This window comes from Luteolibacter flavescens (genome assembly GCF_025950085.1).
GTDB classification, from domain to species: domain Bacteria; phylum Verrucomicrobiota; class Verrucomicrobiia; order Verrucomicrobiales; family Akkermansiaceae; genus Haloferula; species Haloferula flavescens.
This window is the reverse complement of sequence record NZ_JAPDDS010000016.1, coordinates 1-24,141: the sequence shown is the minus strand read 5'-3', so window position 1 is coordinate 24,141 and position 24,141 is coordinate 1. Positions and strand designations below refer to the sequence as shown.

Annotated in this window: 21 protein-coding genes; 7 read left to right on the top strand and 14 right to left on the bottom strand. The window is 63.7% G+C overall.

Annotated features, from left to right (window positions below):
• Window positions 1-66 precede the first annotated feature (66 nt).
• A complete protein-coding gene (gene carB / locus OKA04_RS21230; RefSeq protein ID WP_264503228.1) occupies window positions 67-3,357 on the top strand; it encodes a carbamoyl-phosphate synthase large subunit in 3,291 nt (1,096 codons plus the stop codon).
• Window positions 3,358-3,558: 201 nt separating this feature from the next.
• Here carB and OKA04_RS21225 read toward each other — a convergent pair whose 3' ends face one another.
• The 5 genes from OKA04_RS21225 to OKA04_RS21205 form a co-directional block, all read right to left on the bottom strand.
• Window positions 3,559-4,008: a hypothetical protein gene (locus OKA04_RS21225; RefSeq protein WP_264503227.1), complete on the bottom strand. Its 450-nt coding sequence runs from the start codon at window positions 4,006-4,008 to the stop codon at window positions 3,559-3,561.
• Window positions 4,009-4,089: 81 nt separating this feature from the next.
• The gene (locus OKA04_RS21220) at window positions 4,090-5,016 is read right to left on the bottom strand and encodes a ThuA domain-containing protein (protein WP_264503226.1); all 927 of its coding nucleotides are present in this window, start codon (window positions 5,014-5,016) and stop codon (window positions 4,090-4,092) included.
• 44 nt (window positions 5,017-5,060) lie between these two features.
• Window positions 5,061-5,546, bottom strand: a complete 486-nt coding sequence (locus OKA04_RS21215) for a rhodanese-like domain-containing protein (RefSeq protein ID WP_264503225.1) — start codon at window positions 5,544-5,546, stop codon at window positions 5,061-5,063.
• 50 nt (window positions 5,547-5,596) lie between these two features.
• On the bottom strand, window positions 5,597-7,000 hold the full coding sequence (locus OKA04_RS21210; RefSeq protein WP_264503224.1) for a DUF1501 domain-containing protein: 1,404 nt from the start codon (window positions 6,998-7,000) through the stop codon (window positions 5,597-5,599).
• Window positions 7,001-7,150: 150 nt separating this feature from the next.
• Window positions 7,151-9,904 carry a DUF1549 and DUF1553 domain-containing protein gene (locus tag OKA04_RS21205; RefSeq protein ID WP_264503223.1) on the bottom strand — a complete coding sequence of 918 codons (2,754 nt, stop codon included), beginning with the start codon at window positions 9,902-9,904 and terminating at the stop codon, window positions 7,151-7,153.
• Window positions 9,905-10,063: 159 nt separating this feature from the next.
• Here OKA04_RS21205 and OKA04_RS21200 point away from each other — a divergent pair, with 159 nt between their 5' ends.
• Both OKA04_RS21200 and OKA04_RS21195 read left to right on the top strand, forming a co-directional pair.
• Window positions 10,064-10,336 (top strand): hypothetical protein, encoded by a 273-nt coding sequence (locus tag OKA04_RS21200; RefSeq protein ID WP_264503222.1) that lies wholly within the window; start codon window positions 10,064-10,066, stop codon window positions 10,334-10,336.
• A 28-nt stretch (window positions 10,337-10,364) separates the two neighbouring features.
• Entirely contained in the window at window positions 10,365-11,171 is an 807-nt protein-coding gene (locus OKA04_RS21195) for a TatD family hydrolase (RefSeq protein WP_264503221.1), read from the top strand.
• A gap of 8 nt (window positions 11,172-11,179) precedes the next feature.
• Here OKA04_RS21195 and OKA04_RS21190 read toward each other — a convergent pair whose 3' ends face one another.
• The 3 genes from OKA04_RS21190 to OKA04_RS21180 all read right to left on the bottom strand — a co-directional run bounded on the left by OKA04_RS21190 (window position 11,180) and on the right by OKA04_RS21180 (window position 15,045).
• Complete coding sequence (locus tag OKA04_RS21190) at window positions 11,180-12,421, bottom strand: Fic family protein (RefSeq protein ID WP_264503220.1); 1,242 nt, start codon at window positions 12,419-12,421, stop codon at window positions 11,180-11,182.
• Window positions 12,422-12,661: 240 nt separating this feature from the next.
• Entirely contained in the window at window positions 12,662-13,990 is a 1,329-nt protein-coding gene (locus OKA04_RS21185) for a hemolysin family protein (protein ID WP_264503219.1), read from the bottom strand.
• 65 nt (window positions 13,991-14,055) lie between these two features.
• The gene (locus OKA04_RS21180; protein WP_264503218.1) at window positions 14,056-15,045 is read right to left on the bottom strand and encodes a TerC family protein; all 990 of its coding nucleotides are present in this window, start codon (window positions 15,043-15,045) and stop codon (window positions 14,056-14,058) included.
• A 114-nt stretch (window positions 15,046-15,159) separates the two neighbouring features.
• Between OKA04_RS21180 and OKA04_RS21175 the strand changes: the two genes are divergently transcribed.
• Entirely contained in the window at window positions 15,160-16,044 is an 885-nt protein-coding gene (locus tag OKA04_RS21175) for a tyrosine recombinase (RefSeq protein ID WP_264503217.1), read from the top strand.
• Here OKA04_RS21175 and OKA04_RS21170 read toward each other — a convergent pair.
• From OKA04_RS21170 to OKA04_RS21145, 6 genes are all read right to left on the bottom strand, one after another.
• A complete protein-coding gene (locus OKA04_RS21170; RefSeq protein WP_264503216.1) occupies window positions 16,041-17,525 on the bottom strand; it encodes a cryptochrome/photolyase family protein in 1,485 nt (494 codons plus the stop codon). The genes OKA04_RS21175 and OKA04_RS21170 overlap by 4 nt on opposite strands.
• 125 nt (window positions 17,526-17,650) lie before the next feature.
• Complete coding sequence (locus OKA04_RS21165) at window positions 17,651-18,127, bottom strand: hypothetical protein (RefSeq protein WP_264503215.1); 477 nt, start codon at window positions 18,125-18,127, stop codon at window positions 17,651-17,653.
• 115 nt (window positions 18,128-18,242) lie between these two features.
• Window positions 18,243-18,479 carry a hypothetical protein gene (locus OKA04_RS21160; RefSeq protein ID WP_264503214.1) on the bottom strand — a complete coding sequence of 79 codons (237 nt, stop codon included), beginning with the start codon at window positions 18,477-18,479 and terminating at the stop codon, window positions 18,243-18,245.
• A gap of 75 nt (window positions 18,480-18,554) precedes the next feature.
• Window positions 18,555-18,818 carry a 30S ribosomal protein S20 gene (gene rpsT / locus OKA04_RS21155; RefSeq protein ID WP_264503213.1) on the bottom strand — a complete coding sequence of 88 codons (264 nt, stop codon included), beginning with the start codon at window positions 18,816-18,818 and terminating at the stop codon, window positions 18,555-18,557.
• A gap of 101 nt (window positions 18,819-18,919) precedes the next feature.
• Window positions 18,920-19,432 (bottom strand): L,D-transpeptidase, encoded by a 513-nt coding sequence (locus OKA04_RS21150; protein WP_264503212.1) that lies wholly within the window; start codon window positions 19,430-19,432, stop codon window positions 18,920-18,922.
• A 127-nt stretch (window positions 19,433-19,559) separates the two neighbouring features.
• Entirely contained in the window at window positions 19,560-21,068 is a 1,509-nt protein-coding gene (locus OKA04_RS21145; protein WP_264503211.1) for a cellulose synthase family protein, read from the bottom strand.
• 181 nt (window positions 21,069-21,249) lie between these two features.
• On the opposite strand from OKA04_RS21145, the gene OKA04_RS21140 reads away from it, so the two are divergent.
• The 3 genes from OKA04_RS21140 to ygfZ are packed head-to-tail and all read left to right on the top strand — an operon-like array spanning window position 21,250 to window position 23,800.
• Window positions 21,250-22,080, top strand: a complete 831-nt coding sequence (locus OKA04_RS21140) for a hypothetical protein (RefSeq protein ID WP_264503210.1) — start codon at window positions 21,250-21,252, stop codon at window positions 22,078-22,080.
• Window positions 22,081-22,082: 2 nt separating this feature from the next.
• A complete protein-coding gene (locus tag OKA04_RS21135) occupies window positions 22,083-22,937 on the top strand; it encodes an NAD(P)-dependent oxidoreductase (RefSeq protein ID WP_264503209.1) in 855 nt (284 codons plus the stop codon).
• The gene (ygfZ, locus tag OKA04_RS21130) at window positions 22,934-23,800 is read left to right on the top strand and encodes a CAF17-like 4Fe-4S cluster assembly/insertion protein YgfZ (RefSeq protein ID WP_264503208.1); all 867 of its coding nucleotides are present in this window, start codon (window positions 22,934-22,936) and stop codon (window positions 23,798-23,800) included. Before OKA04_RS21135 ends, ygfZ begins: the two co-directional genes overlap by 4 nt.
• The last annotated feature ends 341 nt before the right edge of the window (window positions 23,801-24,141 follow it).

Genomic DNA, 24,141 nt, shown 5'->3' with positions numbered 1-24,141 from the left:
GCGGGGCCTGCGAAACACCCCGAAATTTACCCCGCGCGCGCCAGCCATCCCTCGTCCCGTCCCGCCATGCCCAAAGATACCTCGATCCGCAAAATTCTCGTCATCGGTTCCGGTCCCATCGTCATCGGCCAAGGATGCGAATTCGACTATTCCGGGGTTCAGGCCTGCAAGGCACTGCGTGAGGAGGGCTACGAGGTCGTCCTCGTGAACTCGAATCCGGCCACCATCATGACCGATCCGGAGTTCGCGCACCGGACCTACATCGAGCCGATCACGCCGGAGGTGGTGGAGAAGATCATCATCCGCGAGCAACCGGATGCCCTGCTGCCCACCCTCGGCGGCCAGACCGCGCTGAATACCTCGATGTCGCTCCACAAGTCCGGCGTGCTGGAGAAGCACAATGTCCGGATGATCGGCGCGAAGCCCGAGGCGATCGACAAGGGCGAGGACCGCCAGCTTTTCAAGGAGGCCATGATCAAGATCGGCCTCGACATGCCGCGCTCCGGCATCGCCCACACGATGGAGGAAGCGCGCAAGGTGGCCGAGGAAATCGGCACCTTCCCCCTCATCATCCGTCCCGCCTTCACCCTCGGCGGACAGGGCGGAGGCATCGCCTACAATCGCGAGGAGTACGAGGAAATCATCCACCGCGGCCTCGACCTGTCCCCCGTCTCCGAAGTCCTCATCGATGAATCCCTCCTCGGCTGGAAGGAATTCGAAATGGAGGTGATGCGCGACAAGGCCGACAACTGCGTGGTCATCTGCTCGATCGAGAACATCGACCCGATGGGCGTCCACACCGGCGACTCCATCACCGTGGCGCCGATCCAGACGCTGACCGACCGCGAGTACCAGATCATGCGCGACGCGTCCTTCGCGGTCATCCGCGAGATCGGCGTGGAAACGGGCGGGTCCAATATCCAGTTCGCCATCGACCCGAAGACCGGCCGCATGATCGTGATCGAGATGAACCCGCGCGTCTCTCGCTCATCCGCCCTCGCATCGAAGGCCACCGGCTTCCCGATCGCCAAGATCGCCGCGAAGCTCGCCGTGGGCTACACGCTCGGCGAACTGCCGAACGACATCACCCGCGAGACCCCGGCTTCCTTCGAGCCGACCATCGACTACGTGGTCACGAAGATCCCGCGCTTCACCTTCGAGAAATTCCCGACCGCGAACCAGGTGCTCACCACCTCGATGAAGTCGGTCGGCGAGGCCATGTCCATCGGCCGCACCTTCAAGGAGTCCATGCAGAAGGCGCTGCGCTCGCTGGAGACCGGCCGCTGGGGCTTCGGCTTCGACAAGAAGGACATCCACGGCGCGACCCGCGAGGAGATCGAGACGAAGCTGGCCGTGCCGAATGCCGAGCGCATCTTCTGGCTGCAGACCGCTTTCCTGAATGGCTGGACCATCGACGAGGTCTTCGAAACGACCGCCATCGATCCGTGGTTCCTCCACCACCTCAAGGAGATCGCCGACGAGGGCAAGAACCTCGCCACGCTCGACCTGAAGGACGCGAAGCGCCTCGGCTTCTCCGACCGCCAGATCGCTATGGCCCGCGCCCACGCGCCGGAGATCCACGATGCCTCCATCCACGGCGAAAAGGACCAGCCTGCCGGCGCACCGCCACGCGCAGAGCCCGAGGGGGCCGTGGTCGATGTACCGACGGAGGACACCATCCGCGCCGAGCGGAAGGCCCGCGGCATCATCCCGACCTACCGCCTCGTCGATACCTGCGCGGCGGAGTTCGAGGCCTACACGCCTTACTTCTACTCGACCTACGGTGACGAGAATGAGGCCCGCGACAGCGACAAGAAGAAGATCATCATCCTCGGTGGCGGCCCGAACCGCATCGGCCAAGGCATCGAATTCGACTACTGCTGCGTCCACGCCGCCTTCGCGCTGAAGGAACTCGGCTACGAGACCATCATGGTGAACTCGAACCCCGAGACGGTCTCCACCGACTACGACACCTCGGACAAGCTGTTCTTCGAACCGCTCACCCTTGAGGACGTCCTCAACATCTGCGACCAGGAGAAGCCGGACGGCGTGATCGTCCAGTTCGGCGGCCAGACGCCGCTCAATCTCGCCGCGGATCTCAAGCGCCACGGCGTGCCGATCATCGGCACCTCGCCGGAGAGCATCGAGCTCGCCGAGGACCGCAAGCACTTCTCCGCGCTGCTCGACAAGATCGGCCTGAAGCAGGCCGAGGCCGGCACCGCCGTCTCCGAGGACGAGGCCGCCGTCATCGCCGAGCGCATCGGCTACCCGGTGCTCGTCCGCCCGTCCTTCGTGCTCGGCGGCCGTGCGATGATGATCGTCTATGAGGAAAACGAGCTGCGGAAATACATGCGCGAGGCCGTGGACGTCTCGCCGGATCGCCCCGTGCTCGTGGACCGCTTCCTGGAAGCCGCGACCGAGGTGGACGTGGACTGCATCTCGGATGGTACTACATCCGTCGTAGGTGCCATCATGGAGCACATCGAGCAGGCCGGCATCCACTCCGGCGACTCCGCCTGCTGCATCCCTGCCCACTCGCTCTCCGACGCGATCAAGGCCGAGATCACCCGCGCCGCGAAGGAGCTCGCCCGCGAGCTGGACGTGAAGGGCCTGATGAACATCCAGTTCGCCGTGAAGGACGAGCAGCTCTACGTCATCGAGGTGAACCCCCGTGCCTCGCGCACCGTGCCCTTCGTCTCGAAGGCGACCGGCGTGCCGCTGGCGAAGTACGCCGCCCAGATCATGGTCGGCAAGACGCTCGCCGAGCTCGGCTTCACCGAGACCGTGGTGCCCACGCACTTCTCCGTGAAGGAGGCCGTCTTCCCGTGGAACCGCTTCCCCGGCATCGACATCGTGCTCGGCCCCGAGATGCGCTCGACCGGAGAGGTCATGGGCATCGACGCCGACTGGGGCATGGCCTACGCGAAGGCGCAGACCAGCTCCTTCAACCCGCTGCCGACAAAGGGCAATGTCTTCCTCTCCGTCTCCGACCGCGACAAGACCGCCGCGATGGAAGTCGCCCGCGAGCTCGTGGACCTGGGCTTCGAGATCTACGCCACCGGCGGCACCTGCGACCGCCTGCAGACCGAGGGCATCCCCTGCCACCGCCTCTTCAAGCTGAGCGAAGGACGTCGCCCGCACGTCATCGACATGATGAAGAACCGGGACATCCACTTCATCATCAACACCCCGAGCGGACACTCCGCCCGCGAGGACGAGGTGAAGATCCGTAGCGGTGCCGTGGCGAACAAGATCTCCTACTGCACCAACATGGCCGCCGCCCGCGCGTCCGTGAAGGCGATCCGCTCGCTGAAGGAGCAGGACATGACGGTGAAGAGCATCCAGGAGTACCATTGATCGACACGCGACGCCGCAGGCGTCCCTGAGCAAGGCGTGGCAACGTTCCGTCGACACAAATGTAGCGGAGCGACTGCGTCGCTCCGGCTGGGGGCGGGCCGAATTGAAAATCAAAGCGGCGATCCATCTCGCGGCCCCGCCCAGCCGGAAGCGCGCAGCGCATCCGCTACGAAGCAAACTCCCCAATGGCTTTCTAACAACTCAAGCTGCCTGCCGCGCGCCACCTTCCGGACTCCATCGCGTCACGATCCACGGGACCTGTGCGCTGGTCATGATCGCCACTATCACCCCGCAGAACTGGAGCATCCGGAATGCGCCATCCACGGTGAAGCCTCCTCCGAAGCCCGCGAACACAAAGGCCAGCAAGCCGAGAACCATGAGCAGCGCGAACATGGGCAAGGCAACCACCAGGCCTTGGAACAAGCCGACAGCCACGCGATTGACCGATCCCGCCCGTCCCTTCAACCCGGCAGCCGAGATCCCGTAAACCATCGCGAGCACGGCGAAGCCCGTGATGAGGAATCCCGGAGCATTGATAAAATGCCCCGCGGCGAGAAACAGGGCGCCGCTCCAATGAGCCATCCACAAGGCCTTCTCCGCCTTCGTGGACGTGCTGAAGAAAGCGATGTGCGCGTTTTTCCGCAGGGTCATGGCAGCATGCCTATCCTTTCAGGCATGACTTGTAAAGTCAGCGCCCGGCCTGCGCCTGTGTGGACCGAAGGTCCACACAGCTCATTTCTCATCTAGGTTCTCCCGCATTTCCTCGTCCGTCGGGGTCTTGCTTGGCACGCCGTTCTCCGGCACTTCCACTTGGGCGATCCACGCGATGGCGTTGAGCACGATCCCGCGGTGGTCATCGTGCTGCCAGTTCTTGTGGAAGTGCCCGCCGGTGAAGCCGAAGGCGCGGCCCTTGCCACCTGCCGCCTCGCGCTCGAAGGCCCACATCACGTGCTGCGGCTCCTTCCTCTCCAGCACCGCCGCACGCACCGCGGGATTCCCCGAGTGCGGCCCGTCCGGCCGCGACAGGGTCTCCGGCCCGGGCAGATCGGTCAGGATCGGCGTGACGCCCTCCATCTTTCCGCGGAAGCGCATGTGATAGTACCACTCGTCGCGGATCTTGAAGTCATCGATGCCCCGGCTGATCTCATGCTTCGCGGGCTTGAAGGACGCATCCCAGTGCGGGTTCACCGACCAATCGCTCTCAAAGTACCCGCCGATCAGATCGAGGAAGGCATTGCCCGGCTCTCCCTTCGTGATCTCCACGGCATAGTGGATGCAGCCGATGCCCGCGCCTGAGTCCGCGATCTCGCGGAGCTTTGGCAGATGCTGGATCGCCGGATGCCCGCCACCGCCGTCCGCGTAGAAAATCACCGCCGCTGCACCGTCGAAGACCGACTCGTCCTTTGGCCAGCCATCCGTGACCACCACGGCCTCCACGGGCAGGCCGCTTTCATTCAGGTCCTCCGCCAGCAGCATGCTTCCCGCGCGATGCTCGTGCTCGCCCGGCGCATGGCTCGGACGCCCCGCCACGAAGACGATCTTCTTCTTTCCATCGGCCCCGGCCTTGGCCGTCTGAGCCGGGCTCGAGGTCATGAAGGCAGCGGTGGTCGCCGCCACGCAACCGAGGGCGATGAGCAGGGAACGCGAGGTCTTGGCCATGGAAGATGACCATACACCGGAATCGCCCCGCGCATTTCAAGATCTCACTCCGTCGGCAATCCCGCTTCCTTCCACGTCGCGAAGCCACCGTCGAGGATCGAGATGTCATGACCACGCGCCGCCAGCTTCTCCGCCACCGCGCGGGCATCCGGGCAGGCAGCATCGGTGCAATAGATCACCACCGGCTTCCCAGCGGACTTCGCCGCACGGATCTCGGCCTCGCTTTGCGAAATGCGGGCATCGAAATCATTCTTCGGCCACGAGATCGCCCCGGGGATCTTGCCAAATCCGGCCACGAAGCCGGGCCGCGCATCATACAGCAGCACCGTGCCCGCCTGCTGCCTCGGGAAGAGCGTGGTGACATCCATCACCGTCAGTTTGCCAGCCTTCATCACCGGCGGGGCCGCTGGTTTCGCGACTGCCGCTGGCTTTGGTGCGACAGCGGTCGGCGCTGCCGTGGTCACCGGCGGAGTAGCCTGGTCCTGACATGCGGCTAGGAGGACGACGCCGGCGGCAGCGAGCGATTTCATGGCGCGATTCCAGCGCTTCACCGCCCGCCACGCAATTCAATGTCGGTGGATCACGCGAAGAGATCCTGGATCACCTTCCCGTGCACGTCGGTCAGCCGGAAATCCCGCCCGGAGTAGCGGTAGGTGAGGCTCTCGTGGTCGAAGCCCAGCAGATGCAGCATCGTCGCGTGGAGGTCATGCACGTGCATCGGCTTGTCCACGGCCTTGTAGCCGAATTCATCGGTCGCGCCGTGGACATGGCCGACCTTCACCCCGCCGCCCGCCATCCACACGGTGAAGCCGTAGTGATTGTGATCCCGCCCCTTCATCACGCCCGCATTCGACCCCGCCTGTGGTAGCTCCACCGCGGGCGTGCGGCCGAATTCTCCACCCCACAGCACCAGCGTCTCGTCCAGCAGGCCGCGCATCTTCAGGTCCGCAAGCAGCGCGCCGATGCCCTGGTCGCATTCCTTAGCCAGACGGCGATGGTCCTCAATGTCATCGTGGCTGTCCCATGGCTGGCCATTGCCATGCCAGAGCTGGATGAAGCGCACGCCACGCTCGACCAGACGGCGCGCCATCATGCACTGCCGGGCAAAGGCCCCGGGCCCGTACATGTCCCGCACGTGCTGCGGCTCCTTCGTCACGTCAAAGGCGTCCGTCGCCTCGCTCTGCATGCGATACGCCAGCTCGAAGCTGCGGATGCGTGCCTCGAGCTGCGGGTCATGACCGTGCGAGACTAGGTGGCGGTCATTCAGCTTCCGCAGGAAATCGAGCTGCCGCGCCTGGCGGCTGTCGCGCGCGGAGGGATTCCGCAGGTTCTCGATCATCCGGTTCACGTCCTCGATCGAGCTGTCGAGATAGGTGCCCTGGAAATTCCCGGGCAGGAATGACGAGCGCCAGTTCTCCGCGCGCTTGATCGGCATGCCACCGGGACACAGCGCGACGTAGGACGGCAGGTTCTCATTCTCACTGCCGAGGCCGTAGCTGATCCACGATCCCATCGAGGGGCGGGACAAGCGGCCATCGCCACAGTTCATCAGCATCAGCGAGGGCTCGTGATTCGGCACGTCCGCCGTCATCGAGCGGATCACGCACAAGTCATCGGCGTGCTTCGCCGTGTGCTCGAAGAGCTCGCTGACCTCCAGCCCGCTCTGCCCGTATTTTTTGAAGGAGAAGGGCGACCGCAGGGCTGCTCCGGTCGGGCGCTCGGTCTTCAGGCCATCGAGCGGCATCGACTTGCCGTGGAATTCCTGGAGCTTCGGCTTCGGGTCGAAGGTATCCACCTGCGACGGCCCGCCATTCATGAAGAGGTGGATCACCCGCTTCGCCTTTGGCGCGAAGTGCGGCACGGGGACCTCGTCCGCCCTCGCCAATCCGGCAAGAGCCATCGCGCCGAAACCCATCCCGCACCGCTGCAGGAAATCGCGGCGGTCGAGCACTACATCGGCGGCGGTGAGGCGGTGATGGGACATGGGAATCTAACTGTAGCTGGGGCATCTTGCCCCAGTCCGTTGGAGGGGCGTCTCGCCCCTCGTGCTTCTGGAAGAGGCGGCACGCCGTCCCAACGGACTGGAGCGAGACGCTCCAGCCACGCGAGGGAGATGTGAAGCCCCTTCAGCCATTCAGTCGACAAAGTGAAATTCATTCGATGCCCAGAGCATCTGCACCAGGTCCGCCCACGGATTCGCCGGCTGTGCGCCCGGCGCGGGATCGTTCGACTTGGGAAACTGCCGGGTGAAATTACCGATCTCCTCCGCCGGCTTCGACTCGCTTTCGCGACCCTCGATGCGGAGCGTCCAGGCGACATTCCCGCAGCTATCGCCATTCGGCGCGCGAAGTACGAAGTCCATAGTATCTCCCGGCTTCACCTCCGTCCACGTGCTCTCGATGTCGGCAGACGAGTCGGGAGCCAGCTCTGCCTCGGCAAGCGGATGACCCTTCCCATCGATGCGCCACGCGAGCACGGAGCCACCCTCCTGCGTGCGCTTCAGGTGCCCGCTCATCTTCACCTGGCCGGATCCCGTCGCACGCCAGCGCAGCACCATCGCGTGATGTGCGGAGGCATGGCCGCCATTCGCCGCCACATTCAGCCAGCGGATCGGAGCCGTCGCGGGATCGGGGCCGGTCTTCCAGACCCCGTCGGCGAAGATCGGAAAGGTGGCCAGCTCGTTCGTCGGCGCAGCGGCGTCCGGAGCGTGGCGGACTTCCCAGTATCCGCCGAGCTTGGGCGCGTAGTCCGCGGGGTCCACGCCGCCGATCCAATCGAGCGCCGCCTGCATCTCCTCCTCTGCCGGAGCGCGGCGGAATAGCGTGCGATAGACCCACTCCAGCCTCGCGCGATCATCGGGCAGCGCCTTGAAGCGTTCATCACTTGCCAGCTTCTCCGCCTGGCGGATCACCATGGGGCCATTGAGGAAATACAGTGCCTGCTGCGGCACGGTGGTCTCCACCCGCTTCGGACTGTGATGGTCGGGATGCGGCAGGTCGAATGAGACGAAGGTGCCAGGCAGCGCATAGCGATCGACGAAGGCATACAGGCTGCGGCGAGTGTCAGCCGGCGGATCGTCGAGATTGATCGAGCGACCTCCGGTGCGATCCGTCTGGAGAGCCCCGCTGGAGGCCAGCACCCGGTCCCGCATCGTTTCGAAGTCGAGGCGACGGCGGTTCCACTTCCAGAACTTCGTGTTCGCTTGGTCGATCGCATCATTCTCCGCAGCGCCCTCGGCTCCGAGCCGGAATGCCTGCGACGTGAGCAAGAGCCGGTGCAGCTCCTTCATCGACTGACCCTTTTCCAAAAAGCTCACCGCCAGCGTATCAAGCAGCTCCAGAAGCTCCGGCCTCAGCGTCTGCGGGCCGAAGTCCCCCGGTTCCGCCAATGGCGCGCCGAAGTGCCACGCCCACGTGCGATTGACGATGACCCGCGCGGTCAGAGGGTTCGCAGGGTCGGTGATTTTCTCCGCCAGCGACAGGCGCGGGCTCATCCCATCGGCATACTTGCCACCCCCGAGGAAGGACATCCACTGGCGGTCGAAGCTCTCACCGCGGGCCGCAGGATTCCCGCGCTCGAAGATCACCGCCTGCCCCCACTGTCCCTTGTCCGAAAGAGTCATCGCCCGCGGAGGGGAGCCGGGATGCTCCATCATCAGCTTGCTCTTCGCTCCGATGCGGGCGCGGCGCTGGTTCCCGTCCTCCACGTCCATGAAGTTCGAAATACGATCCACATCGTAGTTCAGCGGGCATCCCTCCTTCGCGGTGAGCCCGGCGAGTTCGCTCCCCTCGCCTGCGGCGAGCCATTCTCCGGCCAGCGCCTCGCAGAGCGCCTTGCGCGCGTTGTCATCCGCCGCGGCGTCCATCTCGCCGAGCCAGCGCTTCAGCCGCTCGCCCTCCGCATTCTCGCCGAGGAAATCCTTCCAGCGCATCAGAGCGTTCGGTCGCAGCCGGTTCCGCTTGAAGCCCTCGCTGGTCGCCTTGCCGTGGTTCCAGTCTTCCTTGCGCGCGAGCCAGGCCAGTTCCAGGTAGTTCGGCAGCGCTTCCTTCGAGCGCACGTGATCGACGATTTGCTGCCGCACCGCGCGGTCCTGCTCGTCGAGCTTCGCGGACTCCGCTTGGTATGCCTGGAACGCCGCCTCGTCCTCCGCCGCGCCGATGACCGGCTTGTCCTCCGGCTCCTCCGTGTGGTCAAAGATCGAGTAGAGCGAGTAGTAGTCCCGCATCGTGATCGGGTCCGTCTTGTGATCGTGGCAGCGCGCGCACGAGACCGTGCTGGAGAGGAAGCCGCGGGTGACCACGTCCACGCGGTCGTCGATCGTTTCCACCGGTCCGCCTCGCAATCCCACGGTGAGGAATCCGAGCGCCGCGAGGTCCGGATGATCCGGCCGGTCCACCAGCAGGTCCGCTGCGATCTGCAACTTCACGAAGCGGTCGTACGGCAGGTCGTCGTTGAAGGCCTTGATCAGCCAATTCCGATACGTGTAGGCAAAGGGGTAGCGGTTGTCCTGGTCGAAATTGTAGCCGCGGGTATCCGCATAGCGTGCCACGTCCATCCAGTGCCGCGCCCAGCGCTCGCCGTAGGCCGGGCTCGCAAGCAACTCGTCGATCAGCGCTCTCCACGTCGCATCGTCCGGACTGGCCTCGATCCGCCGCAGTTGCTCGTCCGTGGGCGCCAGGCCGGTGAGCGTGAATGCCGCGCGCTCCAGCCACTGGCGCGGGGCCGCGGGCTTTGCGGGCTGGAGCTTCGAGCGCTCCCATGCCTTCGCGAGCAGGGCATCCACCGGGTGCCCCGCCACGTCCGCCTTCACCGGCGGCACATAGGCCCAGTGCTTCTCCTCCGCGGTGGCGCAGGAAAGCAGGGCGAGCAGGACGAGGGAAAAGCGCATGGTGCGATAAGCGGGACGGGATGCCCCGGTGAAATCTTTCACCACCGGGAAGATTCGCCAGTCCGAATCGGGCCGTGCATTTCAAACGGTGCATGCCCGGATTCCCGCCTCCCACGCTTTCCCGCTGGGAATCGGGAACAGCCGCCGTAGAGTCCCCGCATGCCGACGAAGAAGGACATCCTCGACCTCCATTTCATGGACGCGCGGTACAAGCTGCTCGACATCGCCGCCTTCCTCGACCGCATCGAGAGGCACCAGGGAGAGACGGATTTCCGATTCGATGGATTGAAGAAGGCACTGCCCATCCTCCTGTCCGATCAGCCCGGCCGGGCAAAGGCCGTGCTCGAGGCGCTCTCCGACCACTCCACGGAACCGGCGGAAAAAGCCACCTTCCAAGGTGCATTCGGCGCTCCACAGAGCCTCCAGTCCTGAGCCTACCGCCCCCCCAGTCTCGCGCTTCATGAAATACATCGAGCCCCACGCACACATGGTCAGCCGCACGACGGATGACTATGAGAAGCTCGCCCTGGCCGGTTGCGCCGCGATCTGTGAGCCTGCCTTCTGGGCGGGATTCGACCGCTCGTCGCCGCAGGGATTCCACGACTACTACCGCCAGCTCACCGAGTATGAGCCGAAGCGAGCCGCGAAATATGGCATCCCGCACTTCTGCTGGCTGTGCATCAATCCGAAGGAAGCCGAAGACGCCGGATTCGCCCGCGAGGTGATGACGATCATCCCCGACTTCCTCGACAAGCCGACCGTGCTCGGCATCGGCGAGATCGGCCTGAACAAGAACACGAAGAGCGAGCTCGCGATCTTCGAGGAGCACGTGCAGCTCGCGCTCGATCACGACCTGCCCGTGCTGATCCACACGCCGCACCTGGAGGACAAGCTGAAGGGCACGCGGCTGATCCTCGATGCGCTCGCCTCTTTCTCCAAGCTCGACCGCGGCAAGGTGATCATCGACCACGTGGAAGAACATACGGTGAACCTAGTACTTGAGCAGGGATACTGGGCCGGCCTGACCCTCTATCCCGAGAGCAAGTGCACGCCGAACCGCGCGATCGACATCCTGGAGACCAGCGACAGCGAGCGGCTGTGGCTGAATTCCGCGTGCGATTGGGGCGTCTCCGATCCGCTGGCCGTGGTGAAATGCGGCTTTGAGATGAAGCGGCGCAAGCACTCGGCCAAGGACGTGGACCGGATCCTTTTCGAGAATCCGAAGCGCTTCCTCAGCCAGTCGCCGAACTTCAAGCTCGGCGACTGACCGGGAATTCAGCGCCAGTTTTCCTGCCACCCCGCGAACTCCGCGGGGCGCAGCCGGTAGCGCGCGATGTTTCCTTCGTGGAGATTGAGCAGGCCTTGCTCGATCTCTCCGATGAATTGCGCGCGCTCGGCCTCGGGCATTTCCTTCTCCGCTTCCACAGCGATCCACTTCAGCGCCTGCTTCTGGTCCATGGCGGCTTGCACCACCTCCCGCACGACGCGGGCGATCGCAGCGCGGTGGCGCATGCGGAATGGATCCGGCTCGCCCACCTCCTGCCGCACCCGCGCATAGCGCAGGCATGACTGGCGGTAGGCTTCCGCGAAGACGTCGCACAGGTATTCCACGCGGTTCAGCTCATAGACGCCGAGGGTGGCGCTGATGTAGTCCTCGCGCTTTACCTCGACGAAGGAGAGCGGGCACAGGTTGCTGCGGATGAGCGGGATGTTTGCCGCCAGGCGGGACACCCGCTTGTTCACGTCCTCGAAGGGCTGCAGGTAGGGCAGGTGGACCATGACGAAGAATGCCTGCTCCAGCGGATTCCGGATGGCGTCCGCTTTCATCAGGATGTCGTCAAAGCGCTGCTCGATCTGCTGCGGCACGCCGAGGGGATGAAACACGGTCCCGCTGATGCCAACCGGACAGGAGCGCACCCTCCCGAGCGCGCCGTCGCGGATGAGATTGTCCGCGAGCACGGCGTGGAGGTTGCAGATGGTGTATCGGTTGAAGCCGATCTCCCCCGCATCCTCGATGAGCATTTCGATGGCGGCCTTGTGGTTCAGGATCATCTGCGCCTCCTCGGTCGCCCGGCCGTCCGCGTCTTCCCCCAGTTCCAGCAGGCGCTGGGTCTCCAGCAGCGTGTAGGTATTCCCCTCCAGGCGGCTGGAATTCCACGAGAGGTCGATGAGCAGGCGGTCCACCACCTGCCGGATATGCGTCCCTGCGGGCAGGTTCTCCATGCCGACCTGACCGATCCGGCCAAGCTCTTCACGAAGACGCTCCGGGAGGTAGAAAGTCCGGTTCGGCTCGTAGGCATCGAGGAATTCACTGCGATAGCCCACGGGGCGACGTTCCGTAAGGGGCTTGCGAACGAGCCCACGGATTTGCCACACGGCGTCGTTCAGCTCCGGCGAATCCTCGCGGATGATACTCGTCAGCGGCTGTGGCTCGCCCCGATCAGGCACATACTCGCCATAATCAGAAACGTGCCACGTGGCACGATACCGCCGGGAGCGCCCTTCCCCTTCAGGCACGATAGCACGCTGCTCAACCAAGTTGTCCAACCTCCGCTGGAGCGTCCGCCTGGCAAGCCCAAGCGAGGCATCCTTCAGCAGTTCGCCGACGGACGCCCCATTATAGCGTTTGCGGATGATCTGAAGCAGAGCGTCGAGCTCTTGCGGTGGAACTTGGTGTGGCATGATCGGCAGCGGAAAGATGGATGAGAATCACCCTCTCCACCGCCAATGTGGCACAATTTCCTTATTCGCGCCACATCAAAGTGGCGCGATTATCTCTTCTTGAGGCACGGGCGGGATTTGCATGGCCAGCACCTTGTCCACGCGGATGCCGTCCATATCAACGATCTCGAATCTCCAGCCGTGTTCCTCAATGAGGTCGCCCTCGGTCGGGACACGGGCGAGGCGCTGCGAGAACCAACCGGCAAGCGTCTGGTATTCATCGCCGGCACCTTCGGGCGCGTCGAAGTCGGTGAGGAAGGTCTCGAGCTTTTCGATCTCGAACATGCCGTCGATCAGCCACGAGCCGTCCTTGCGTTGCTTGAAGGGCATCGTCAGGCGCTCCTCCTTCGAAGGCACGTCGCCGATGATCGCTTCCATCAGGTCGATCAGGGTGACCATGCCTATCACGCCGCCGAATTCATCCACCACGAAAGCGGTGTGGTGACCGGTGCGGCGGAATTCCTCCAACAGCAGGCTCGCCTTCTGGACTTCCGGCACCAGCAGCGGCGCCTGCATGAGGTTCTGGAACTTCACCTCAATGCCCGCCGCCATCTGCGCGTAGCAGTCCTTCACGGAAACCACGCCGACAAGATTGTCCCGCTGGCCTTGGTAAACCGGGAAGATGGACTGCGTGCTCTTCACGATCCGCGGCCAAGCTTCCGAGTGGGGCTCGTCACGCTCGATCCACACCATCTTCGGGCGCGGAATCATGAGGTCGTAGACGTCCAGTTGCTCGAATTCCAGAACACCTTCCATCATCTGCGACTCGGTGTGCTGCACGCCACCGGCCACCATGCCCTCGCGGATCAGGACCGTCATTTCCTCACGGGAAATCTTCTGATCATCGGACTCCTTCACCCCGACGAGGCGGAGGAGCGTGCTCGTGGACCAGGAGAGGACCCACACGAAGGGAGATGCGATCTTCGAAAGAGCCGACATCGGCCCGGACATCATGCTCGCGATCCCTTCCGGGAACTGCATTGCCAGACGCTTCGGGACCAACTCGCCCACGATCAGCGACGCGAAGGTGATCGATCCGATCACGATCGCGAAGGAGACTTCCTCGACGAAATTGCCGAGGAAGCCCATGGGCTGGAGCCAGGCCGAAAGCTTGGCCGAAAGGCTGGCACCACCGAAGGCACCCGCGAAGATGCCGACAAGCGTGATGCCAATCTGGACGGTGGAAAGGAATCGGTTCGGCGATTCCGCCAGTCTCAGGGCCCGTGCAGCCCCCTTGTTCCCGGCATCGGCTCGGGCTTGGAGGAGTGCGCGGCGGGATGAGACGATGGCGATTTCGGTCATCGCGAAGACCCCGTTAAAAATGAGCAATAACAGGACTAACGCGATCTCAAGGGGTGCGGACATTATTTAGGTAGTTACCTGAGAGAGGCAGGGGAGGATTTCATCCCTGTTTCTCAAGTGCGCAAGCCTCATTCCTTCTCGTTTTCGGCCTGTTCGAGCTTCACCGCATCCTCGGGGGACTCTGGTGTGACGGGCAAAGGGTGCAATTTGCGATGAATGATCGAAGCGATCACCGAGGTCGCCAGCACGCCGGCGATGACGCTCAGCGAGACATTGATGTCGATTTTCCACGCGCTGTGGGCCAGCGACATCTTGATACCGACGAAGATCAGGATCACGCCGAGACCATACTTCAGGAAGTGGAAGTAAGGCAGGATACCCGCAATGGCGAAGTACAGGGCACGCAAGCCGAGGATCGCGAAGACATTCGACGTGTAGATGATGAAAGTGTCCTGCGTGATGGCGAAGATCGCCGGGATCGAGTCCACGGCGAAGATCACGTCGGTGACCTCCACACAGAGCAGCACGGCGAGCAGCGGCGTGGCGAACCACTTGCCGTCCTGCTTCACGAGGAATTTCGAGCCGACATAGTCGTTCGTCATCGGCATCGTCTTCTTCAGGAGACGCACCGCGATGCTCTTGCCCGGATCGACGGAGTCCTCATTGTGGAAGAACATCTTCGCGCCCGTATAGACCAGTAGCGCGGCGAAGACAAAGATGATCCAGGTGAAATTGTTGATCAGCGCGGCACCGCCCGCGATCATGCCCGCCCGCAGGACCAGCGCACCGAAGATACCCCAGAACAGCACCTTGTGCTGGTATTCCCGTGGCACCTTGAAGAAGGAGAAGATCACCGCGAACACGAAGACGTTGTCCACGGACAGCGACTTCTCCAGGATGTAGCCTGCCAGGAACTGCTGGCCCTTCACCGCGCCGAGCGTGTTCCATACCCACACGTTGAAGATCATCGCGATGACGATCCAAACCGCGGTCCAGCCCAGCGCCTCCTTCAGCTTCACCACGTGGGCCTTCCGGTTGAAGACCCCCAGATCGAGGGCCAGCATGAAGATTACGAACGCGTTGAACGCGACCCACCAGGAAATAGGTATCTCAGGCATGAAGGTGGGGAGCCAAGAGCGTTGCGCGTGCCGGAGCAATTGGAAACCCGGCCGCGTTTCCCAAGCGGCACCCTCTCCCTAGCCAAAACCTCACGAATCTGGCAGCTTTCCGCCGTGGAAGCAGAGGCGGAGGGATTCATTCTGTATTTGGCGACAGAGCGCGGACTATCGACCGCCTACCAGCTCTCCGTGCAGCAGTCTCTCGATGCACTTTCAGCCTATATCGGGAAATGCAACTTGCAACTCCGGGATGTCGGGACCGATGAGCTCGCCGCCTTTCTCGCGGAGCGGAAGACCGCCGGGCTTGCCGCCTCATCCCTGCGGATCACCACCGTTCACCTGAAGATCTTTTTCCGCTGGCTGGTGTCGCGGGGGAAGCTCCCGATGGACCCCGCCGAGCCGCTCCTTTCCCCCCGGCCGGAAAAATCCCTGCCGGAAACGCTCCACGCCTCGGACATCCGCAAGCTCCTGGAATCCATCGACACCTCCAAGCTGCTCGGGCGGCGGGACCTCGCGATCCTGGAGCTTTTCTACGCTTCCGGGCTGCGGCTCGCGGAGATCTGCTCGGCGAAGCTGGAATTCCTCGATACCGTGGAGCACTTCATCCGCGTGACGGGAAAGGGCTCGAAGACCCGCCTCGTCCCTGTCGGCCAGCAGGCCGAGGAAGCGCTTGAAGACTACCTCCGGAACGAGCGTCCGGCCCTCGTGAAGAAGCGCACCGGCTCCGAGATCTTCCTCAGCGTCCGCGGCACGAAGCTCTCGCCCGACCGCGTGCGGCAGGTGGTGAAGAGACGCGCGGCCATGGCGGGGATCGACCAGAACGTCTATCCTCACCTGCTCCGCCACTCCTTCGCCACTCACCTGCTGGAGGGTGGGGCCGATCTCCGGGTGATTCAGGAGTTGCTCGGCCACGCCGACATCTCCACGACCCAGATCTACACTCACGTGGATGCCTCGCGGCTGAAGGCGGTGCACAAGAAATTCCACCCGCGCGGCTAGCGGAGCCCCTTGAGGAAGGACGCGGCGCGGGCGTGATGCGCCTCTTTCTTCGCCGCGGGCAGCTTTTCCCAAGTGCGGGCCATCATCGAAAGCCTGGGATTTGCCCCGAAGAACTCCAGGTGATCGCTGATGAAGCTCCAGGAAAGCGCGTCCCATGTGTCGCACCACTCGCCCTTCGGATAGTAGGACATCTTCCGCAGGTAGTTCGACCCGCTCAGGTAGGGCTTCGTCGTGAAGGTGCCGCCGTCGGCGAATTGCGACATGCCATAAACGTTCGGCACCATCACCCAGTCGTAGGCATCGACGAATAGCTCCATGAACCACCGGTAGACATCGTCCGGGCGGATGCGGCAGAGCAGCATGAAATTCCCCATCACCATCAGCCGCTCGATGTGGTGGCACCACCCATGGTCGAGCACGCGGCGGATCGTATCGTCCACGGGAGGAATGCCGGTCGTCCCGTCGTAAAGCGCTCGGGGCATCGGGCGGTCGTGCTTCCAAAAGTTGCCGTTCCGGATCGCGACACCGCGGTGCCGGTAGATGCCCGCCATGAACTCCCGCCAGCCGATGACCTGACGGATGAAGCCCTCGAGGGAATTCATCGGCACGCGGTGCTTCGCGGCATGGGCCAGTGCCCGGTCCACGATTTCCCGGGGATCCAGCAGGCCGATATTCAGCACCGGTGTGAGCACGGAATGGAAAAGCACCCGGTGATTCCGCGAAAGCGCATCCTCATACGCGCCGAAGTCCGCAAGGCGCTGCTCCAGAAACCGGTCCAGCCACGCCAACGCCCCGCGGCGGGTCACCGGATAGTCGAAGGTATCCGCACGCCCCGGATTCTCCGGGAACCTCGCTTCCACCCATTCGGCCGCCTCCTTCACATGCTCGTTTGGCGTGATGCGAGGCACCATCGGCGCCAGATGATCCTCGGGGAAGCGCTGCCGGTTTTCCTCGTCAAAGGACCACCTCCCGCCGGTCGGCGAGCCATCGGCCTCCACGAGTATCCCCATGCGCTGGCGCTGCGCCTGATAAAAGGACGCCATGAAGGGCTTCTTCCGGCCCGGTCCGGTGTGCTCCATGAGCAGGTCCGGCGGCGTCAGGAAATTCGGCGACGGATGAATCACCAGCTCCATCCCCCGGCCCTCCGCGAAGCGACGGATGCGCCGCATCAGGACGTCATCCACCGGATCGACCAACTCCAGCCGAGTCACCTTTCTCGAAACCTCCTTTTCTAAAAGACCGGCGGAATCCAGATCCGCACCCGCTGGCACCCCGATGTAGCTGACCCCTTCCTGCCCCGCTGCCCATGCCTTCATCGACGCCCGGTGAAGCACCAGCCGCTGCTTGTGCACCGACATCGGCCAATGCGGGTCATTGCCGAAGAACAGCGGATCCTCGATGAGCAGCGAAGACTGGCCCTCGCGCATCGCCGGATGACGGGCGAAAAGTTGGTGGGGATAGACGAGGCTGAGGGTGCTCATGGGGAGGAAGGCCGTGGCCGTCCCGGACCATCGGGGAATGCCATCCACTGTCGAGCGACGCAGGCACGAAAAAGCCGCCGGGGGTCACCGGCGGCTCGGAAAATCTATAGCTTCAACAGAAGCGATCAGGCCAGGAGGGCCGGATCTTCTTCCTTGTCGCAGTCGCCATCCTTGCACTTGCCGGCGAGGAGGGTCTCTTCTTCCTTGTCGCAGTCGCCGTCCTTGCACTTACCGGCGAGGAGAGTCTCTTCTTCCTTGTCGCAGTCGCCGTCCTTGCACTTGCCGGCGAGGGCTGGGTCCTCTTCCTTGTCGCAATCGCCATCCTTGCACTTGCCAGCGAGAGCGGGCTCTTCTTCCTTGTCGCAGTCGCCGTCCTTGCACTTACCGGCGAAGGCAGCTTCTTCCTCCTTGTCGCAGTCGCCGTCCTTGCACTTGCCGGCGAGGGCGGGATCTTCCTCCTTGTCGCAGTCACCGTCCTTGCACTTGCCGGCAAGGGTGGTCTCTTCCTTCTTGTCGCCTTCCTTGCACTTGTCGCAGTCACCGGCGAAGGCGAGAGGGGCGCAGCAGAAGAGTGCGACGAACGAGCTGAGTAGCAGTTTCATGGATGCTGTGGTGGGTTGTTGTGGAATCGGTGGTCGTAATAACCTCGTCTTAGAACACGGCAAGATCCAATTTGTTCCCGGAAATTGACGTTATTTTTGGAAAAAACTCCGACCCTCAGCTCAGATCGCCCGCGGTGACCGAGGTCTGCTCGCGCGCTCCGAGGGCCAGGGCCTGCCTCCGCACGCTCTCCGGCGTCGCGTCGAAGCGATAGCTGTGGCAATTCGGGCAGAGGACGACGCCAGTGCCTACGATCGAGTCGCATCCTTCACAAACCTTGTAGGCAGAAGGATTTGCAGCGATCTTGGCGGCTTTCGCCTCGCGTGAGTCGGGATCCGGGGTCGGGGTTGCCATGGGTCTTCAAAAGAAAGAAGCGGCACCGGAGCCCGGAGCCGCTTCAAGATTTCAAAACCGTCCGGTGGAAGGAGTTCAGCCAATCGTGGCCAATGCCTTCGCAGCCTTGCTCTTCAGGTTTGCGGCCTTGTTCTTGTGGATGAGGCCCTTCTTGGCAGCCTTGTCCACGGCGGAGGAGAACTCCGAGAGGGACTGGCCGGCGGCTGGCTTGTCAGCAGCGGCGACGGCGGCGAGGGTCTTCTTGCGGAGCGTCTTGATGGTCATCTTGCGGGCGCGGTTGCGCTCGGTGCGGACCTTCGTCTGGCGGACGCGCTTGAGGGCGGACTTGTGATTGGCCATTTTCGGAAAAAGTTTCGGACGGTTCAGGCGCGAGCCGGGTCGCGCGGGGGCGGCAATGTAGGAATCAAAGCTCCCCTGTCAAGCTTGAGTGTCGGGCGGCCTCACCTTTGTGCCACACCGAGCAGCTTCTGTGAGGAATATTTGCGGGCAAACTCCTGGCCGGCCCAGGTATCGAGCAGCGATCCGCGCATCACGCGGACCTCGGCGCCCTCGCCCACGCGGTCGTAGAGATCCACCACATCCTTCATGCCCATGCGGATGCAGCCGTAGGATGCCGGGGTGCCCAGACGGGACTCCTCCGGAGTGCCGTGGATATACACGAGACGGCCAAAGGTGTTCTGATTGTGCGCCTCGGTGCCATTCAGCCACATGATGCGGCTGACGATCGGGTCGCGGCCCGGCGCATTCGGCTTCAGGACCTCGCCGGTCGGGCGGCGGCTCTTGAAGACCATGCCGGTAGGAGCTCCGCCGCCGATCTTGCGGGCGACTTCCATCCGGCCGAGCGGCGTGCGGTTGCTGTTACGCTCCGAGCCGATGCCGAACTTGGAGGTGGAAATCGGGTAGCTCTTGACGGGCTTGCCATCGCGCACGAGCAGCATCCGCTGGTCGGTCACGCTGACAATCATCTGGCTGCTCGTGTCTTTGCTCGCGCTCCCGCAGCTGTTCAGCAGGAGGGTGGAGGGAAGGGCCAATGCGAGTACGTAGGCGGAACGGAGAATTCGCCGAATCATGTGGGTGCTTCTAGTTTTCCTTGGAGTTATCGACAGTGGAGTCCAAGGCGACGCGACCGGAGGGCAGCAAGCGTGCCAATGACGATAGCGAAGTGTAGAAGAAACCGATCGGGAAGGGAAGCAGTAGAATTGCGGATGCGATATTCCCCTTCATGGCAGCCTCGACCACCACGAACAGGAAGAAGAAACCGAACAGCAGCTCGACCACCGGCGTGAGGGTCTTCATCGCCTTGTAGCTGCTCTTCTTCCAGTCAGCCTTCGGCTTCTGGTCGATGCCATACTTCGGCGTGCGGACGAAGGCGGTCTGGTGATTGAAGATGGCCTCGATCACAGCCTTGGCATTGTTGATCGACATGCCGATGCCGAGCGCCAGCAGGAGCGGCAGGTAGGGAAGCTCCTTCCACCAGGAGTTCGGGCGGAGGGCTTTCTGGGCGGTGATGTAGAATACAATCACCGACACGGAGGCGAAGAAGAAGATCGGGATATTGATGATGTACTTCGTCCACTCGCCGAAGTTCGGCGCGGCGGCCTGGTTCGGGTAGATCAGGAAGCACAGGCAGATCAGCATCAGGTAGGCGAAGTTCGACGTCAGGTGCGCCGTGGCTTCCATCTTGATGTAGAGCGGCACCTTGGCCTTCCAGATCGCGGGCAGGACCTTCTTGCAGACCTGGATGGAGCCCTTCGTCCAGCGGTGCTGCTGGCTCTTGAAGCCGTCCATGTCCACCGGCAGCTCGGCCGGGGTCTCCACGTCATTGAGGAAGATGAAGCGCCAGCCCTTGAGCTGGGCGCGGTAGCTGAGGTCCATGTCCTCGGTGAGCGTGTCGTGCTCCCAGCCGCCGGCGTCGGCGATGCAGCTCTTCCGCCAGATGCCGGCGGTGCCATTGAAGGTGAAAAAGCGGCCGCTGCGGTTGCGCGCGGTCTGCTCCAGCTCCAAGTGACCGTCCAGGAACATCGCCTGGATGCGGGTCAGCACGTTGAAGGTCCGGTTCAGGTGACCCCAGCGGGTCTGAATCATCCCGATCTTCTCATCGGAGAAGTAGTGCACCGTCTTCTGGAGCACGTCCGGATTTGGCACGAAGTCGGCATCCAGGATGAAAAGCAGCTCGCCCTTGGCGAACTGGGTGCCGTTCTCCAGAGCGCCCGCCTTGTAGCCGGTGCGGTCCGTACGGTGGATCATCTCCGCGTCAAAGCCTTGGGCCTGAAGGCGCTCCACACCGAGGCGGCAGATTTCCGTCGTCTCGTCAGTCGAGTCGTCCAGCACCTGGATCTGGAGCTTGTCCTGCGGGTAGTCGAGCTTGGCGACGGAGTCCAGCAGGCGGTCCACCACGTGCATCTCATTGAAAACCGGGAGCTGGATGGTCACCAGCGGCAGGTCCGTGAAGATCTCCTTCGGCTCCGGCTTCTTCCGGGCGTGCTTCGCGTAGAGATACACGATGCACAGGCGGTGGAAGCCATAACCGGCGAGACCGGTCAGCACGAGGATGTACGAAGCGTACCAGAGGGGTGATGAGAAGTCCATGAGGCTCGGGTAAAGATTGGAGCGTGGCACCGCCAAGCGCTTGGAAGAGAGGCAATCCGGGCGGGCCGGAGGCCAACATTCTTCAAAACCCAAGTCAAGCCGGGATATCTCCAACCGTGTTTGGCTTCGGTCCCCGCATTGTCAGTTGCGGGAAATACGCTCCGGTGGCAGCATTCTTTCCGTGATTCTTTCCCGCCCGACGTTTGCCGCCGCTCTCGGAGCCATCATGGCCTGTCTCCCGGCGACCGCCCAGGATGGAAAGCCGGAAATCCCGGCCGACCTCCTCGAAGATGCCCACGTGCGTGAGGAGCTCGCCATCAACGAGTTCACCGCCCCGGCCATCGCCAAGATCTTCGAATCCCTGGAGAGCCTCGCTCCCCTGCCCATCCTGAAATTCCAGCGCGAAACTCCGGCGACCACCCCGCTCGATCGTGCGGATCTGGCCGTGGAGCTGGGTTTCCTGATCGCCGACGGCTTTCTCGTCGTGCAGGCGGGTGAACTCGGCAAGGTGGAGAAGCTCGCCGCCGACCTGACCCGCTACGGCAAGGCCCTCGGTGCCGGCGAGCGCGTGAACCGCCATGCCGCCAGCCTGCTGGAAAGCGCCCGCAAGCAGGACGTGGCGCAGCTCAAGAAGGAACTCTCCGCCACCCAGAAAGACGTGGAGCTGGAGCTGGTGGCCCTGCGCGACGCCGACCTCGCCCACCTGATCTCGATGGGCGGCTGGATCCGCGCGCTGCAGGTCTCCTCGTCCGCGGTGGAGACGCAATTCAGCCCGGAGCGCGCCAAGCACGTGATGCGCGAGGACATCGCCGACTACTATTCGGCGATCGTCGGCGGCCTGAATCCCCGGATTTCCGAGCGCCCGACGTATCTGGAAATGCGCGATCTTTTCGCCGGCCTGCGCACGGAGATGACGCTGGAAGACGGCGAGAAAATCTCGAAGGAGAAGGTCGCCGAGATCACCAAGCAGGCTGCGAAGCTTGCCGAGCTCGCCCTGAAGCGCGAGGAATGACCATGAGTTTCGACACCATCGCCGTCCTGGGGCTCGGCATCATCGGCTCCCGCGCGGCCTCGAATCTGGAGAAAGCCGGACGCCGGGTGAGAACCTGGAATCGCACCCCTAAAGGCCTGCCGACCGAGGCTGCCAGCGTGGAGGATGCCATCGCCGACGCGGATCTGGTGCTCCTTTACCTGAAGGACGCCCCGGCCGTGCGCGAGATCGCCGCCCGGATTTTCGCCGCGCCTGCCCGTGAGCGGGTGCTGGTGAATCACGCGACCATCGACCTGCCGACCACCCGCTGGCTGGCGGAGGAATGCGCCGCGCGCGGGATCGGCTTCCTTGATTGCCCCTTCACCGGCAGCCGCGAGGCCGCCGCGGGTGGCGCGCTGGTTTATTACGCAGGTGGCGATGACGCGCTGATCGACCGCGTGGAGCCCGTGCTGCTGCAGAGCGGGAAGTCCGTGCTGCGCTGCGGCGCGACCGGCACCGCCACCGTGATGAAGCTGGTCACGAACCTGATCTCCGCCTGCACCGTGCAGGCGCTCGCCGAATCGCTGGCCACCGCCACGAGCCACGGCATCGCCCCGGCGCAACTGGTGAATGCCGTCTCGCTGAATGCCTGCGGGTCCGTGCTCGCGGCGATGAAGCTGCCGACGATGGCGAAGGGGGAATTCGACACGCATTTCTCGCTCTCCAACATGCTGAAGGACAGCCGCTACGTGCTCGACCTGGCCGCCGAGGCCGGGCTGGAGACCCCGGCGATCCGCACCGTCTCCCAGCGCATGCAGGAACTCTGCGACCAAGGCCTGGCCGACCGCGACTACTCGGCCCTCGCAGCCCCCTACGTCCAGACCCAGCCCCAGCCGTGAAGCTCCGCGCCCTCGCCCCGGAATCGCGCTGCCTGCTCGCCTTCCGCGGGCCGGATGCCGTGCGCTACCTGAATGGCCAGATCACCCAGGACGTTCGCGAACTGGGCGAGACCGCCCTGCCCGCCTGCGTCACGGATGCTAAGGGCAAGCTGCAGGCCTATGTCCACGTCCTCCGCGGGCCCGATGGCTCGCCATGGGTCGAGGGCCCTGCCGACCAGCGCGAGGAACTCGAAGCCCGTCTCGGCCGCTACCTCATCGCCGATGACGCGGAGATCCACGATGTCTCGGACGAGTGGCAACTCGTCCACGTCGTCGATGCGACCGAACCGCCCGCCGTTGAAGGTGGCTTCGTCCGGCGTGCCAAGCGTATCGGCGAGGATGGCTTCGATCTCTGGCTCCCCGTGGCAGCGGCTTCCAGCAGCCAGCCCCTTCCGGATCATCCGGAGCTTCCGGAACTGGAAATCCTCACCGAAGCCGAGTCCGAGACCCGTCGCATCCTGGCCCGCCTGCCGAAGTGGGGCGCGGACCTGATGCCCGGCATCCTCCCGCCGGAAGCCGGTCTCGACCGCACGACCGTCTGCTACCACAAGGGCTGCTACATCGGCCAGGAAGTGCTTTCCCGGCTCAAGACCGTCGGAAAGGTGAACCGCCGCCTCGCCGCTCTCCTCGTCGAGCCCGGGATCGCCCCCGGCACCGAGATGGAACTCGACGGCAAGCCCGCCGGCACGCTGACCAGCATCGCCCCATGGCCGAATGAAAGCGGCCTCCACACCGCCCTCGGCTACCTCCACAAGTCCGCCTACGAAGCCGGGGAACTCACCATCCCCGGCCACGGCACCGCCCGCGTCCTCGGCTTCGTGTGACCTGCGGCGTGTCGACATTCCGTCGACACAAATGTAGCGGGACTACTGCGTCGTTCCGGCGGGGTGCGGACCGCACGTACAATCAACGTGGCGATCTCCAGACAAAGCCCGCCCACCCGGAAGCGCGCAGCGCATCCGCTACGAAGCAAAATCCTCAATTTCCCCCGGCATCATTCGCCATCCACCAACGAAAAGGGCCGCGGTTCCCGCTGGCCCCGGTGGGTCGATCCTCGGATCCTCATGCTGAAAAAGCATCGATCCTTCCTTAGAAGCCGTCTGAAAAATAACTCATGCTGTAATTCTCGCCAGCATGCGCCTCGACATCGACAGGTGGATGAGGG